The following is a 13,829-nucleotide window of genomic DNA, read 5'->3' on the forward strand; positions in this document are numbered from 1 at the left end:
TCACCCGTTCTTCCCCGCCGTGGGCGCGGGCGAGGGCAGGTAGCCGCTCGCCCCGGCGCCCGTCCCGTACTGCCCGGATTTGCCGCCCAGCTCGTTCTGCAGCGCCAGGATCGTGACGACCTGCCCGGAGGCGGTGTCCACCACGTCGACGGTGGAGACCGTGTCCTTGGCGTCGGCGTCGCGCAGCGCCGCGATCAGCCCGCCCTCGCGCGCGGAGGTCGACGGGCCACCGACGACGGTACCGCGCCCGGCGCCGTCGAGTGCGGCGGCCAGCGAGATCAGCGCCTTGTTGTCGTCGCCGCCGCCGTCGTAGGCGTACGGGCCCGCCGGCGCGACCATGATCGCGAGGGTGGCGTGCTGGCCGACCTTGCCGCTGGTGGTGATGTACCCGCCCTGCCTGAACGCGTTGAGCACGGCGCCGCCGGCGGCGTCCTCGCGGCCGGACTTCGCGCCGTCCTTGGTGACCAGCGCGCTCGCGAGGACGAGGCCCGCCTTGTCGTAGGCGGTGGCGTCCGCGGCGAACTCGACGCCGTCGCCCTTGAGCTGCGTGGCGAGCTCCTCGACGGTGGCGCGCTGGTCGTCGTCCAGCAGCTTCTTCTGGACGGTGACGCGCCCGGTCACCGCCGCGCCCGCGTTCTTCGCGAGCTCGCCGAGCTGCTCGATGCTGTCGTCGCCCGCGCCGGGCGTCTCGACCAGCACCACGGACTGGCCCTTCAGCCGGTCCGTGACGAGCTGGGGCCCGAGGCCGCGGGAGAACTGCTCCTCCCCCTTGCCCTGGCGCTCCAGGTCGCGCTGCTGGTTGCGGGCCTGCTGGGCGGACTTCGCCGCCGAGTTGGCCTGCTGGCGCAGCGTGTCGCTCACCGAGTTGGACAGCGTGGTGGAGCCCAGCACGATGCCGAGCGCCAGCGCGAGGAAGATCGCGACGATGGAGACGAGGTGGTAGCGGAAATCGATCACGTGAAGAGTCCGGTCAGCCAGAAGACGAAGGCGTGCCAGCGGTCGGCGAGCAGGGGACTGATGACGTCCCCCGCCGGGGACATGGCGACGGCGGTGACGATGGCGATGAACGCGCCGAGGACGAGGAACAGCAGCGACCAGGTCGAGATCCGGCTGCGGTAGAGGCGGCTCACGCCCTTGGCGTCGACGAGCTTACTGCCGACCCGCAGGCGGGTGAGGAACGTACTCGCCATCCCCGCGCGGCCCTTGTCGAGGAACTCCACCATGTTGGCGTGCGTGCCGACCGCGACGATGAGCGTGGCGCCCTTGTCGTCCGCGAGCAGCATCGCGATGTCCTCGCTGGTGGCGGTGGCCGGGAACGTGACAGCCTCGCGGCCGAGCTCGTGGACGCGCTTCAGGCCGGGCGCCCGGCCGTCCCGGTAGGCGTGCACGACGATCTCCGCGCCGCAGGTCAGCGCGTCGTCGGACACCGAGTCCATGTCGCCGACGATCATGTCGGGCCGGTAGCCGGCCTCCAGCAGCGCGTCGGCGCCGCCGTCCACCCCGATGAGCACCGGTCGGTACTCGCGGATGTAGGGGCGCAGGGTCGCGATGTCCTCGCGGTAGTGGTAGCCGCGGACGACGATCAGCGCGTGCCGCCCGGCGAGCCTGGTCGTCACGTCGGGGACGCCGACGCCGTCGATGAGCAGGTCGCGCTCGCGCTTGACGTACTCCATCGTGTTGGCGACGAACGCCTCCAGCTGCGTCGCGAGGCCCGCCTTCGCCTCGGTCAGCGCCACCAGGACGGTCTCGGGCGTCTGCTCGGTGCCCTTCGCGACGACCTCGTCGCCCTTGTAGACGACGCGCCCGGCCACCCGGACCTGGTCGCCCTCCCGCAGCCGGGTGAAGATCTCGGGGCCGACGTCGTCCACCAGGGGGATGTCGGCGTCCAGCAGGATCTGCGGGCCGAGGTTCGGGTAGCGGCCCGAGATGCTCGGCGCGACGTTGACGACCGCGCCGACGCCGCCCGACACCAGCGCCTCGGCGCTGACCCGGTCGAGGTCGACGTGGTCGATCACCGCGACCTCGCCGGGCTGGAGCCGCTTGGTCAGGTCCTTGGTGCGGCGGTCGAGCCGGGCCGTCGCGGTGACCCCGGGCAGCCCGTCGTCGCGGGCCAGGCCGAGCGAGAGCACGCGCCGCGGCAGCCGCTGGGCCAGCCGGACGCGCCGCTCCGCCCCGGGCTCCATCCGGGGCTCCATCCGGGGCTCCATGGCGGGCTCCGCCCCGAGCTGCGTCCCAGACTCCGTCCCGGGCTTCATCCCGGACTCCGCTCCGCGCTCCGTCCCGGGGTCGCCGACGGGCTCGCCGCCGGGCTCCGGGCGGGGCGCGGCGGCGGGCTCGGCGCCGGGCGGCTCTGTGGTGGGTGACGGGTCGTTCATCGCCTGCCATCCTGCCAGAGCACGGGAGCGAAACATCGGAACCGGCGAACGTCCAGGCGTGTCCGATCAGGCACCCTCTGTAATCTTCCGGGGGGTGTGGGGGCCGTGCCGGGGCCCGCACCGAGGGTCAGCGCTCGGCGGACGCCATCTCCAGCAGCTCCTCGGCGTGGGCGCGGCCGAGCTCGGAGTCCTCCAGGCCGGCGAGCATCCGGGACAGCTCCCGGACCCGGCCCTCCCGGTCGAGGGCGGTGACGCCGCTGCTGGTCACGGTCCCGTCGTCGGACTTCTCCACCAGCAGGTGCCGGTCGGCGAACGCGGCGACCTGCGGCAGGTGTGTGACGACGATCACCTGCGCGTTGCGGGCCAGCCGGGCGAGCCGGCGGCCGATCTCCACCGCGGCCTTGCCGCCGACGCCCGCGTCCACCTCGTCGAACACGAACGTCGGGACGGGGTCGGCGCCCGCGAACACCACCTCGATCGCCAGCATCACCCGCGACAGCTCGCCCCCGGACGCGCCCTTGTGCAGCGGCAGCGGCTTCGCCGCGGGGTGCGGGGCGAGCCGCACCTCGACCTCGTCGACGCCGTGCGGGCCGTAGTCGCCGGTCGCGGCGACGGTGACGCTCACGCGGGCGTGCGGCATCGCGAGCGCCGTCAGCTCGTCGGTGACGGCGTCGGAGAACCGCTCGGCGGCGCGCGTGCGGACGGCGGTCAGCTCCCCCGCCTCGGCAGCGAGCCGCTCGGTCAGCTCGGCGTGCTCGGCGCGCAGCTCCTCGATGCGGTCGTCGTCGCCCTCCAGCTCGGTGAGCCGGGACGCGGCCGTCCGCGCCCACTCCAGGACCGCGGCGGCCGTGCCGTCCGTCCCGCCGTACTTGCGGGTCAGCGCGGTCAGCTCGGCGCGGCGCTCCTGGACGGCGGCGAGCCGCGCCGGGTCGGCGTCCACGGACTCGGCGTAGGACGCGAGGTCGGTGCCCACGTCGGACACGAGGTACCCGGCCTCGGCGAGCCGGTCGGCGAGCGCGGCGAGGTCGGGGTCGTGGTCGCGGACGGCGTCCAGCGCGTTGCGGGCCGTGCCGAGCAGGCTCGTCACGTTCGCGGCCTCGAACGCGGCGGCCGGGTCGCCGAGCAGCGCCTCGTGCGCGGTGTCGGCCGCGCCGCGCAGCGCGTCGGCGTGCCCGAGCCGCTCCTCCTCGGCGGCGAGCGCGGCGTCCTCGCCGTCCTTCGGGTCGACCTTCTCGATCTCCTCCAGGCCGAAGCGCAGCACGTCGGCCTCCTGGGACCGCTCGCGCGCCCGGGTGGTCAGCTCGTCCAGCAGCGCGGTGACCTGGCGGTGCCGCTGGTACGCCTTGGTGTAGGCGCGCATCGGCTTGGTCAGCGCGGCGCCCGCGTACCGGTCGAGCGCGCCGCGCTGCCGGGTGGCCTGCAGCAGCCGCTGCTGGTCGGACTGCCCGTGCACGGCGACCAGCTCGTCCGCGAGGTTGATCAGCACGTTCACCGGGACGGACCGGCCGCCGAGGAACGCGCGGGACCGGCCCTCCGCCGACACCGAGCGGGTCACGATCAGGGCGCCCTCGTCCAGTTCGCCGCCGGACTCCTCCACCCGCTCGACGACGCGCCCGCCGGGGTCGACGACGATCCGCCCCTCGACGGTCGCGCGGTCGGCGCCGGGCCGCACCCGCTGCGGGTCGGCGCGGCCGCCGAACAGCAGGCCGAGGCTCGTGACCACCATGGTCTTTCCCGCGCCGGTCTCACCGGTCACGACGTTGAAACCCGGGGACAGATCGAGCACGGCCTCATCGATCACACCGAGGCCCTGGATCCGCACCTCATCCACCATCGGGCGCACCAGCGTCACAACCCTCCGCAAAACAGATCCCGGATCAGCGCCTGTGGAGATTATCCCCTCTGCTCGCCGGGCGCTCCCCCGTCCGGCTCGGGCGGGCCGCCGTCGGAGGTGACCTCCGGGGCCGTGCCGCCGATCGAGGGGGCGTCCGCGACCTGCGAGTCCGCCATGGGCGGGGACGGGTGCGCGGGCTGCCGGACGCGGCCCCGCCAACCCGTCACGGGCAGGCCGAACTTCGTGACCAGACGGTCGGTGAACGGCGTCAGGTGCAGCCGCGCCAGCCGCACCGGCTCCGCGCCCCGGCGCACCTCAACCCGCGCGCCCGGCACGAGATCGAAGGTGCGGCGGCCGTCGCACCACAGGACGGCGCGGGGCGTGTCCGGCAGCACCTCGACGGCGACCAGCGAGCGCGGCGACACCACCAGCGGGCGGGCGAACAGCGAGTGCGCGCTGATCGGGACGACCAGCATCGCCTCGACCTCCGGCCACACCACCGGGCCGCCGGCGGAGAACGCGTACGCGGTCGAGCCGGTCGGCGTGGCGCACACCACCCCGTCGCAGCCCCAGTTGGACAGCGGGCGCCCGTCGATCTCGGCGACGACCTCCAGCATCCGCTCCCGCTCGGCCTTCTCGATGCTCGCCTCGTTCAGCGCCCACGTCGTGCCCGCGACCGTGCCGTTGCGGCGGACGACGACGTCGACGGTCATCCGCTCCTCGACGTCGTAGCGGCGGGTGACGACACGGTCGACGGTGGCGGCGAGGTCGTCGCGCTCGGCCTCGGCGAGGAACCCGACGTGCCCGAGGTTCACGCCGAGCAGCGGGGTGCCGGCCGTGCGGGTCAGGTCGGCGGCGCGCAGCAGCGTCCCGTCGCCGCCGAGGACCATGACGACCTCGGCGTCCTCGGCCGCCGCGGCGGTGTGCGGCATGACGTCGACGCCCGCGCAGCCGATGGCGTCGGCCTCGCCGTCCAGGACGCGGACGCAGATCCCGGCCTCGCTGAGCCGCTCGACGACGAGCTGCGCGCTGCGGACCGCCTCCGGCCGCCCGGTGTGCGTCACGACCAGCACCGACCTCTTGCTCATGCTCCCGCCCCACTCCCCGACGCCGTCGCGCGGCGTACGGACGTCTGGACGAACGGCCCCCGCGGGGACGTTCCCGGTTCGGACGCCCTCTGTACGCGCGCCCGCCCCGGACCGCTCAAGGCCCGTCCGCGCGGTGCGGGCCGGGTCGACGGGGGCCGGGAGGTCACTGGGGGCCATCCGCGATGGCCTTGGCGAGGTCGGCCCCGTCCAGCGGCGGGGCGCCGGCGCGCAGCCACAGGAAGTACTCGACGTTCCCGGACGGCCCCGGCAGCGGGCTCGCCGTCACCCCGCAGACGCCGAGGCCCAGCGTCGCCGCGTGCTCCGCCACGCCGCGCACCGCGTCGGCGCGCAGCTCCGGGTCGCGGACGACGCCGCCTGCGCCGACCCGGTCCTTGCCAACCTCGAACTGCGGTTTCACCATCATGGCGAAGTCGGCGCCGGGGGCGGCGCAGGCGTGCACGGGCCCGAGGACAAGCCGCAGCGAGATGAACGACAGGTCGCCGACGACGAGGGTCGGCGGCGGGTCGCCGAGCATGTCGGGGCGGAGGTCGCGGACGTTCGTCCGCTCCAGGAGGGTGACACGGTCGTCGGTGCGCAGCGACCACGCGATCTGGCCGTAGCCGACGTCGACGGCGTACACGCGCGCGGCGCCCGCGCGCAGCAGGACGTCGGTGAACCCGCCGGTGGAGGCGCCCGCGTCGAGGCAGACGCGGCCCTTGACGTCCAGGTCCTGGAACGCCTGGAGCGCGCCCGCGAGCTTGTGCCCGCCGCGCGAGACGTACTCGGGCCCGTCGGCGGGGTCGGCGACGACGATCGCGGCCCCGGTCTCGACCTGCGTGGCCGCCTTCGCCGCCGGACGCCCGCCGACCCGGACGCGCCCGTCGCCGATCAGCCGGCCCGCGTGCTCCCGCGACCGGGCGAGGCCGCGCCGGACCAGCTCCGCGTCGAGCCGCCGCCGCGCGCTCACGCCCGCCCGCCGCTTCTGACCCGCCCGCCGCTCGTGACAAGCCCCTCGCTCATGACAAGCCCGCCGTTCATGACCAGCCCGCGACTCACGCCCGCCCGTCCCTCATGTCCCGCCCGCCGTTCATGCCGACCCGCCGTTCACGACCCGCGCGCCGCTCATGGCGGGGGTCGGAGTGCGTCGGGGAACGCGGGGCGCGGCCGCTCTTCCTCCTCGCCCGCGGCGGCGAGGATCTCCTGGAGCCGCTGGTGGACGTCCTCGAAGACCTCCACGTGCGCGGAGACGGGGCGTCCGCCCAGCTCGCCGAGGCGGGCGAGCGCGGCGTCGACGCGCGGCTCCCCGGTCGGCTCCGGCACCGGGACGGCCGGGAACTCCGGCTCCCCCCCGACCTCCTCCGGCGCGGCCTCCTCCGGCAGGGCTCCCTCTAGCACGGCGGCCCGCTCCTGCGGCTCCGCGCCCTCGGCCACGGCGGGAACCGCCGCGGACGCCGGGATCACCGGCTCCTCCGCGGCCTCGTCGGACATCACGTTTACCTCCCAGTGCACCCGGAACACCCGCGACGAGTCGCTTCCGGCTCTTCCCGAACGCTACCGTCCCTGGACGACATCGTTGTCGAGGGAACGGGGAACGGGCCTGACCATGGCGAACGAGGAGGAGTGCCGCGCGGCGCTCGGGAGCGTCGCGGCGCGGATCGCCGAGGTGGACCCCGACCGGCTCGCCGAGCACGTCGTCGAGCGGACGATCAGCTGCCACGTCGCCGATCTCGGCCTGGCCTTCCGCACCCGGCTGCACGGGGGCGGCCTCGACCCGTTCGAGCTGGACGGCGACCCGCGCGACGCGCAGGTCCGCCTGACCGTCGACAGCGACGACCTCGTCGCCATGGCGCGCGAGGAGCTGAACCCGGCCAGGGCGTGGGCCGAGGGACGTCTCAAGGTCGAGGCGAGCATCTTCGACCTGCTCCGCCTCCGCAAACTCCTCTAAGCCGCTTTCAGAGCCCCAGGGCGGAGAGCGCGTCCGCGAGGGACTCCCGGCTCAACTCCGCCTCCGGCTCCCAGGCGGCGGCCGCGAGCGCCCGCAGCCCGTCGTACGGGTCGCCTGAGCCGGTGACCGCGACCCCGCCGCCGTCGCGGCGGGCCGTCCAGCCGCCGCAGCGGTGCCCGCCGTCCGTCCGGACGATCTCCGGGTGCGCGACGAGCAATCCCTTCAGATCGGCCGCCACATAGGTCGGACGCCGGTTCGGCGGCGCGGTGAGCAGCCGCAGCGGGTCGGTGACCCCGGTGAGGACGAGCAGGCTGTCCGCGCCGCCGTTGACGGCCCCCTCGATGTCGGTGTCGAGCCGGTCCCCGACCACGAGCGGCCGTTTCGCCCCGGTGCGCCGGACCGACTCCTGGTGCAGCGGCCGCTCGGGCTTGCCGGTGACGATCGGCTCGACGCCGGTCGCCGAGCTGATCACGCGGAGCAGCGACCCGTTCCCCGGATGCGGGGGCCCGTCGCCGCCGGGGATGGTCAGGTCGCCGTTGGACCCGACGAACAGCGCGCCCATCGCGACGGCCTGCGCCCCCTCGGACAGCAGCCCGTACCCGAGCATCGGCTCGTATCCCTGCACGACGGCGGCGGGACGTCCGGCCGCCGTCGACACCGGGCGGAGCCCGGCCGCGTACAGGGCGTGCCGCAGCCCCATGCCGCCCACGACGAGGACGTCCGACCCGGGTGGCAGCCGTTCGGCGAGGAGGCGCGCGGCGGCCTGCGCGGAGGTCACCACGTCCGCCTCGTCGGCCGGGACGCCCACCTCGGTGAGCAGGGCCGCGACGGCCGACGGCGTCCGGGACGCGTTGTTCGTCACGAACGCGAGCCGCTGCCCCGCCGCGCGCGCCTTGGCGAGCGACTCCGCCGCCGCCCGCACCGGCCTGCGCCCGATGTAGACGACGCCGTCGAGGTCGAGCAGGGCGACGTCGTACGCCTCGCACAGCGGGCGGTCGCTGCCTCTCATCATGTCGGTGATCGTACGCGGATGGTTACCGGCTGGTAAGACGGGGGTCAGCGGCGGGCCGCGAGGGTGGCCCTGACGTGCCGCAGCGCCTTGGCGTAGTCCTGGTTCTCCGGGCGCATGGCGGCCGCGAGCGCCAGATGCTCGGCCGCGCCCGTGAAGTCGCCCATCCGGCTGAGCGCCAGCCCGAGGCCGAAGCGGGCGTAGTCCTCGGCGGGCTCCTCCTCGACGATCACGCGGAAGCTCTCGGCCGCCGCGCCGAACTGCCGCATCCCGAACTGGGCCCGGGCGAGCGCCTCGCGGATGCTGTGCGAGCCGGGCTCGGCCTCGGCCGCCCTGGTCAGCAACTGGAGCGCGGCGGCGGGGCTGCCCGACCTGAGCAGTTCGAGCCCCCGCGTGTACCACTCGTAGACGCCGCCGTCCGGCGGGACGGCCGCGCCGCCGGGTTCGCCTCCCGGGGAATCCTCAGGTCTTTCCGGGCCTTGACGACTCATGTGGACCTCCCGTCGAAAACGACCGTACCCGTTGGGTCACCGGACGCCCCTCCGCTCATTAGCATGCCCAGGGTGGACGACGACCTCCCCTCCGAACTCGGCCCGGAGGAGTTCAGCGCCCGGATCTTCGGGACCTCGGAGCCGCGCACCGGCCGCGGCCTGGAACTGGCCCCGTTCCGCGGCGTCCGGTTCGTCCCCGAGGTGGCGGGCGACCTCGCGGCCGTGACGATGCCCCCGTACGACCTGATCGACGAGGCGGCGGCGACGCGGCTGCTGGCGGAGGGCGGGCACAACATCGTCCGGCTGAACCTGCCGCGCCTCGCCGGGGAGAGCTACGCCGCGGCGGGCGACCGGCTGCGCCGCTGGCTGGACGAGGGCGCCCTCGCCGTCGACCCGGAGCCCGCCCTGTACGTCTACGAGGCGGCCCGCGGGCGGACGATCCTGCAGCGCGGCCTCATCGGCGCCCTGGGTCTACGCCCGGAGTCGGACGGAGTGGTGCTGCCGCACGAGAACGTGTTCCCCGGGCCCGTCCAGGACAGGCTCGCGCTGATGACGGCCGCGAACGCCAACCTCGAACCGATCTTCCTGGTGTACGAGGGCGGCGGGGACGCCGCCCGCATCGTCGACGAGGCCGCGGCGGACGCGCCGCTCATGGAGTTCCGCTCCGACGACGGGATCTCGCACCGGCTCTGGCGCATCACCGCCCCCGATTCGCACGCGCGCATCGCCGCCGACCTGGGCGGCAGACAGGCGCTCATCGCGGACGGCCACCACCGCTACGCGACCTACCGCGCCCTCCAGTCCCGGCACCACGCGGCGGGCGACGGCCCCGGCCCATGGGACTCGGGCCTGGCGCTGCTGGTCGACGCGACCCGCTACCCGGCGCACCTGGGGGCGATCCACCGCGTGCTGCCGGGTCTGCGGCCCGATGAGGCGGTCTCACGGGCTCGCGACGTCTTTCACGTCACAGAGTTCCAGGACGAGACCGCCGCCGTGGCAGCGCTCGCCGAAGCGCCCGGTCCCGCATTCCTTCTCGGTGGAGGCCCGTCTTTGCACCTGCTCACCGATCCGGACGACGACGCGGTGCGGCGTTCCATGCCGTCCGAGCATTCCGCGCGGTGGCGTGAGCTCGACACCGCCATTCTCGACCATCTGCTCATCGGGAACGTGTGGAACGTCCCGGAGAACGAGAACGCCATCGAGGTGGTGCACGACGACCCGTCCGCCGCCTTCGCGCGGGCGCGGCGCACCGGCGGGACGGCCGTCGCCCTCAACCCGCTCAAGGTCGAGGACGTCCTCGCGATCGCGGGCGAGGGCGAGCGCGTCCCGCGCAAGTCCACCTCGTTCGGGCCGAAGCCGCGGACGGGCCTCGTCCTGCGCCTCCTCGACGACCGGTGAGGGGCCGGATGCGCGAGGCGCGCCGCCGGGGTCGATGATCGGGGCATGGACGACACCACGACCACGATCACGCCCCTCGGTTCGGACGTCTACGAGATCGACACGCGGATGGCCGGGTACAGCGGGATCACCGCCGGGTACCTGATCCTGTCCGACCGGCCTTGCCTGGTGGAGCCGGGCACATCCGGCTCCGCGCCCGTCGTGCGGGCAGCGCTCGACGAACTGGGCGTCGGACCGGACGACCTGGCCAGTGTGGTCGTCACGCACATCCACCTCGACCATGCGGGCGGCGTGGGCGACATCGCGAAGATGTACCCGCGGGCGGAGGTCGTCGTCCACGAGAAGGGCGCGCGGCATCTCGCCGACCCGTCGCGCCTCATGCGCAGCGCCCGGATGGTGTACGGGGACAGCCTCGACACCCTGTTCGGCGAGCTCAAGCCCACGGACGCCGCGCGAATCCGTGCCGTCGAGGACGTCGGCCTCATCGACCTGGGCGGCGGACGGCGGCTGGAGTCGCACTACTCCCCCGGCCACGCCAAGCACCACGTCGGCCTCGTGGACTCCCGGACCGGCGACCTGTACGTGGGCGACGCCGCCGGGATCTACATTCCGGAGACGGCGGACGTCCGTCCCGCAACGCCGCCGCCGGACTTCGACCTCGACACCGCGCTCGACTCGCTCGGCAAATTCCGCTCACTCGGCCCGCAGCGGTTGCTCTTCGCGCATTACGGCCCGGTGACGGCCGTGGACGACACTCTGGAACGGTCGGCGGAAGAACTACGGATATGGGTCGACACCGTTCGGGACGCCCGCGAAAAGGGCCTCGATCTCGATCACGCGGTCGCGATGGTCGTCGACCGCACAAAGGACCGCTACGTCATCACGGCCGACGACATCGATCCGGATCTGGCCGCCAAATACGAGGTACTGAACAGCACGGAAAGCAACGTCGCAGGCATCATGCATGCCCTGGACAGACACGCCTGATATCCGGCCGATAGGGCCCGGATTGGTTTCGTCGCCTTTCCGAGCCGGTCAGTCGTTCCCGTTCCCGTTCTCGTCCGGAGCCGGTGGCTGCTCTTCGATGATGGGCTTCGGCTCCAGGAACAGGACCGGGGCCTCCGGCACCGCTTCCTCAGCGTCGTCGTCCGGCACCGCGGGAATCTCGGGCTCGGCCGGGACGAACGCGATATCGGTCGCCGCCACGTCCTCGACCACTGCCGGGGCTTCGTCCTCAACCGCCTCATCGGCGGACGCGACCTCAGGGGATGCCGCGTCGTCGACCGTCTCGGTCCCCTCGTCGACGGTCTCCGCGTCGTCCTCGTCCTCCTCGGTGTCGAGGATGTGGAGGCCCTCAAGCTCGGCGTAGCGCTCGGCCGCGTCGGTATCGCCGTCCCGGTCGGCCGCGGCGGCGCGCGCGAACCAGTCGGACGCCTCCTCGTCTCGCCCGGCCTCCTCCAGCGCGTCGGCGTAGGCGTAGAACAGTCGCACCGACCAGGGGCGGAGCCGCCGGTCGCGAAGCTCGGGGATCTGGAGCGTGACGACGGCCGCGTCCTGCTGCCCGAGGTCGCGGCGCACACCCGACTCGACGATGCGCAGTTCGACGCGCTCCATCGGGTCGAGCTTGTCCGCCTCCGGCGACTTGATCAGGTCGAGGGCGCGTTCGGGACGGCCGAGCCCGCGCTCGCAGTCGGCCATCACCGGCAGGTACGAGTCGTCGCCCGCGCCGAGCCGCCGCGCGGCCCGCAGCTCCGCGAGCGCCTCCGCCCACTCGCCCGCGTGGTACGCCGCGATCCCGGCCGCCTCCCGGACGATCCCCACGCGGGACGCGAGCCGCCGCGCCGCCCGCGCGTGCTTGTAGGCCACCTCCGGTTCGTCCTCGGCCAGCCGTCCGGCCATCACCAGATGGCGTGCGACCTTCGCGGCCAGGTCCTTGGGGAGCGAACGCAGGCCGATGCGGGCATCCGCGTCCAGCTCCTCGCCGGTCACATCGTCCGGCAGCAGCGGATCGTCGTACCTCGGCGCGGGACGCTCGCGCTCCTCCGCGCTCCCGCCGCGCCGGTCGTCCGACCGACCACGGGACGGCGCGTAGGGACGGCCCTCGCGCGGCGGACCGCCGCGCCCTTTGAACCGCTTGTCGCGGTCTCCCGGACGTCCTTCGCGCTTGCCCTCGAACCGCCTGCCTCCGGACCGCCGATCGTCCCGGTCCTGGAACCGCCGCTCGCCGCCCGGACGCCCTTCACGTCGGGGCCCACCCGCCGGGCGGCCCTCGCGCCACTGACCTCCGGCCGGACGCCCTTCCTGACGCGGACCCCCACCGGGACGACCCTCACGTCGCTGCCCGCCACTCGGACGCCCCTCGCGCCACTGGCCGCCAGCCGGACGCCCTTCCTGACGCGGACCCCCGCCCGGACGACCTTCACGCCGCGGGCCGCCGCTCGGTCGGCCTTCCTGACGCGGACCTCCACCCGGACGTCCCTCACGCCATTGACCGCCGCCCGGACGCCCCTCGCGCAGCGGCCCCCCGGTCGGACGGCCTTCCTGTCGCGGGCCGCCGGTCGGACGTCCGTCGCGTCCCGCGCCGCCGCCCTGGTTCGGCCGCCGCCCTTGCCCTCGGTCCTGGAAACGGCCTTCGCGACGCTCCCCGCCCTCGCGGAAAGGCTTGCCGAACCGGCCTTCGCGACGCTCGCCGCTCTGGCCGCCGGAGCCATTCTCACGGCGCTCGGCGGGACGTCCCTCCCGGGACTCGGGCCGCCGATCATCAGAACGCTTGAATGGACGGCCGGATTTACGATCATCGCGCTGATCGCGCGAATCCCGATCCTTCCACTTCCCGCCGGCGGGACGACCGCGGCCACCCTGCGGGCCACCGCCACGAGGCGCCCCGCCACCGGACGCTCCTCCGCGCGGACCGCCGCCCTTGCGAGCTCCGGGACCGCCCTGCCCACCACGTGGGCCGACACCACGACGGGGCGGCGTGTTCCGCCTCCCGTCACCGCCCCGCCGCCCGCGATCGCCGTCGCTACGGCCGTCCTCTTCCGCGCTCATCACGTCCGTCACTGTTCTTGAAGGTCGTTCCGTGGACCCTTGCAGCCTACTTTGCGTCCACACCACATGCGTCGAGGGCCGCCCCATAAATCGGGACGACCCTCGACTTCAATTCATGTCCGGCGGTGTCCTACTCTCCCACACAGTCTCCCATGCAGTACCATCGGCGCTGAAGGGCTTAACTTCCGGGTTCGGGATGGGACCGGGTGTTTCCCCTCCGCCAAAACCACCGAACGCCCAACGCACCACCCGAAGCGGGTGGGCAAACCTGAGCGTCCAAAGCAGCCAAGCTTCGGAACAATATTCACTTAACAACAAACACGGAGGGTTCCCGTTTGTTTTCCGGGAACCACACAGGGACGCGAACAACTCACACAGCAAACTGCGATTTGGTTTGAACGTTGTGTGTGTTCAAGCCACTCGGCCTATTAGTACCGGTCGACTCCACACCTTACGATGCTTCCATCCCCAGCCTATCAACCCGGTCGTCTCCCGGGGGCCTTACACCCCTTACGGGGTGGGAGAACTCATCTCGAGGAAGGCTTCCCGCTTAGATGCTTTCAGCGGTTATCCCTACCGGACGTAGCCAACCAGCCGTGCCCCTGGCGGGACAACTGGCACACCAGAGGTCCGTCCGTCCC

At 73.6% G+C, this 13,829-nt stretch carries 13 protein-coding genes and 2 rRNA genes; 4 read left to right on the plus strand and 11 right to left on the minus strand.

The window, feature by feature from the left end; translation table 11 throughout:
- The 6 genes from FXF65_RS10135 to FXF65_RS10160 form a co-directional block, all read right to left on the minus strand.
- On the minus strand, positions 1-957 hold the full coding sequence (locus tag FXF65_RS10135; protein ID WP_148349425.1) for a copper transporter: 957 nt from the start codon (positions 955-957) through the stop codon (positions 1-3).
- Positions 954-2,183 (minus strand): putative cytokinetic ring protein SteA, encoded by a 1,230-nt coding sequence (gene steA / locus FXF65_RS10140; protein WP_187412200.1) that lies wholly within the window; start codon positions 2,181-2,183, stop codon positions 954-956. Before steA ends, FXF65_RS10135 begins: the two co-directional genes overlap by 4 nt.
- 319 nt (positions 2,184-2,502) lie before the next feature.
- On the minus strand, positions 2,503-4,209 hold the full coding sequence (gene recN / locus FXF65_RS10145) for a DNA repair protein RecN (RefSeq protein WP_148349426.1): 1,707 nt from the start codon (positions 4,207-4,209) through the stop codon (positions 2,503-2,505).
- 59 nt (positions 4,210-4,268) lie between these two features.
- Positions 4,269-5,297 carry an NAD kinase gene (locus tag FXF65_RS10150; protein ID WP_148349427.1) on the minus strand — a complete coding sequence of 343 codons (1,029 nt, stop codon included), beginning with the start codon at positions 5,295-5,297 and terminating at the stop codon, positions 4,269-4,271.
- Positions 5,298-5,460: 163 nt separating this feature from the next.
- On the minus strand, positions 5,461-6,264 hold the full coding sequence (locus FXF65_RS10155; RefSeq protein WP_148349428.1) for a TlyA family RNA methyltransferase: 804 nt from the start codon (positions 6,262-6,264) through the stop codon (positions 5,461-5,463).
- Between the two features lie 155 nt (positions 6,265-6,419).
- Positions 6,420-6,785 carry a hypothetical protein gene (locus tag FXF65_RS10160; protein ID WP_148349429.1) on the minus strand — a complete coding sequence of 122 codons (366 nt, stop codon included), beginning with the start codon at positions 6,783-6,785 and terminating at the stop codon, positions 6,420-6,422.
- Between the two features lie 115 nt (positions 6,786-6,900).
- Here FXF65_RS10160 and FXF65_RS10165 point away from each other — a divergent pair, with 115 nt between their 5' ends.
- Positions 6,901-7,242, plus strand: coding sequence for an SCP2 sterol-binding domain-containing protein (locus tag FXF65_RS10165; protein WP_148349430.1), 342 nt, complete (start codon positions 6,901-6,903; stop codon positions 7,240-7,242).
- A 7-nt stretch (positions 7,243-7,249) separates the two neighbouring features.
- On the opposite strand, the gene FXF65_RS10170 is transcribed toward FXF65_RS10165, so the two are convergent.
- Both FXF65_RS10170 and FXF65_RS10175 read right to left on the minus strand, forming a co-directional pair.
- Positions 7,250-8,251: an HAD-IIA family hydrolase gene (locus FXF65_RS10170; protein ID WP_148349522.1), complete on the minus strand. Its 1,002-nt coding sequence runs from the start codon at positions 8,249-8,251 to the stop codon at positions 7,250-7,252.
- 47 nt (positions 8,252-8,298) lie between these two features.
- Entirely contained in the window at positions 8,299-8,742 is a 444-nt protein-coding gene (locus FXF65_RS10175) for a tetratricopeptide repeat protein (protein WP_148349431.1), read from the minus strand.
- A 63-nt stretch (positions 8,743-8,805) separates the two neighbouring features.
- Between FXF65_RS10175 and FXF65_RS10180 the strand changes: the two genes are divergently transcribed.
- Together FXF65_RS10180 and FXF65_RS10185 are read left to right on the plus strand one after the other, a co-directional pair.
- Entirely contained in the window at positions 8,806-10,140 is a 1,335-nt protein-coding gene (locus FXF65_RS10180) for a DUF1015 family protein (RefSeq protein WP_148349432.1), read from the plus strand.
- Between the two features lie 45 nt (positions 10,141-10,185).
- On the plus strand, positions 10,186-11,127 hold the full coding sequence (locus FXF65_RS10185; RefSeq protein WP_148349433.1) for an MBL fold metallo-hydrolase: 942 nt from the start codon (positions 10,186-10,188) through the stop codon (positions 11,125-11,127).
- Positions 11,128-11,175: 48 nt separating this feature from the next.
- On the opposite strand, the gene FXF65_RS10190 is transcribed toward FXF65_RS10185, so the two are convergent.
- The gene (locus tag FXF65_RS10190) at positions 11,176-12,039 is read right to left on the minus strand and encodes a hypothetical protein (RefSeq protein WP_246198461.1); all 864 of its coding nucleotides are present in this window, start codon (positions 12,037-12,039) and stop codon (positions 11,176-11,178) included.
- 6 nt (positions 12,040-12,045) lie between these two features.
- On the opposite strand from FXF65_RS10190, the gene FXF65_RS43610 reads away from it, so the two are divergent.
- Positions 12,046-13,209 carry a hypothetical protein gene (locus tag FXF65_RS43610; protein ID WP_187412202.1) on the plus strand — a complete coding sequence of 388 codons (1,164 nt, stop codon included), beginning with the start codon at positions 12,046-12,048 and terminating at the stop codon, positions 13,207-13,209.
- 96 nt (positions 13,210-13,305) lie between these two features.
- On the opposite strand, the gene rrf is transcribed toward FXF65_RS43610, so the two are convergent.
- Positions 13,306-13,422 (minus strand): 5S ribosomal RNA (gene rrf / locus FXF65_RS10195).
- A gap of 173 nt (positions 13,423-13,595) precedes the next feature.
- Positions 13,596-13,829 (minus strand): 23S ribosomal RNA (locus FXF65_RS10200); the annotation flags it as partial.

The sequence above is a fragment of the Actinomadura syzygii genome, from assembly GCF_008085905.1.
Classification (GTDB): domain Bacteria; phylum Actinomycetota; class Actinomycetes; order Streptosporangiales; family Streptosporangiaceae; genus Spirillospora; species Spirillospora syzygii.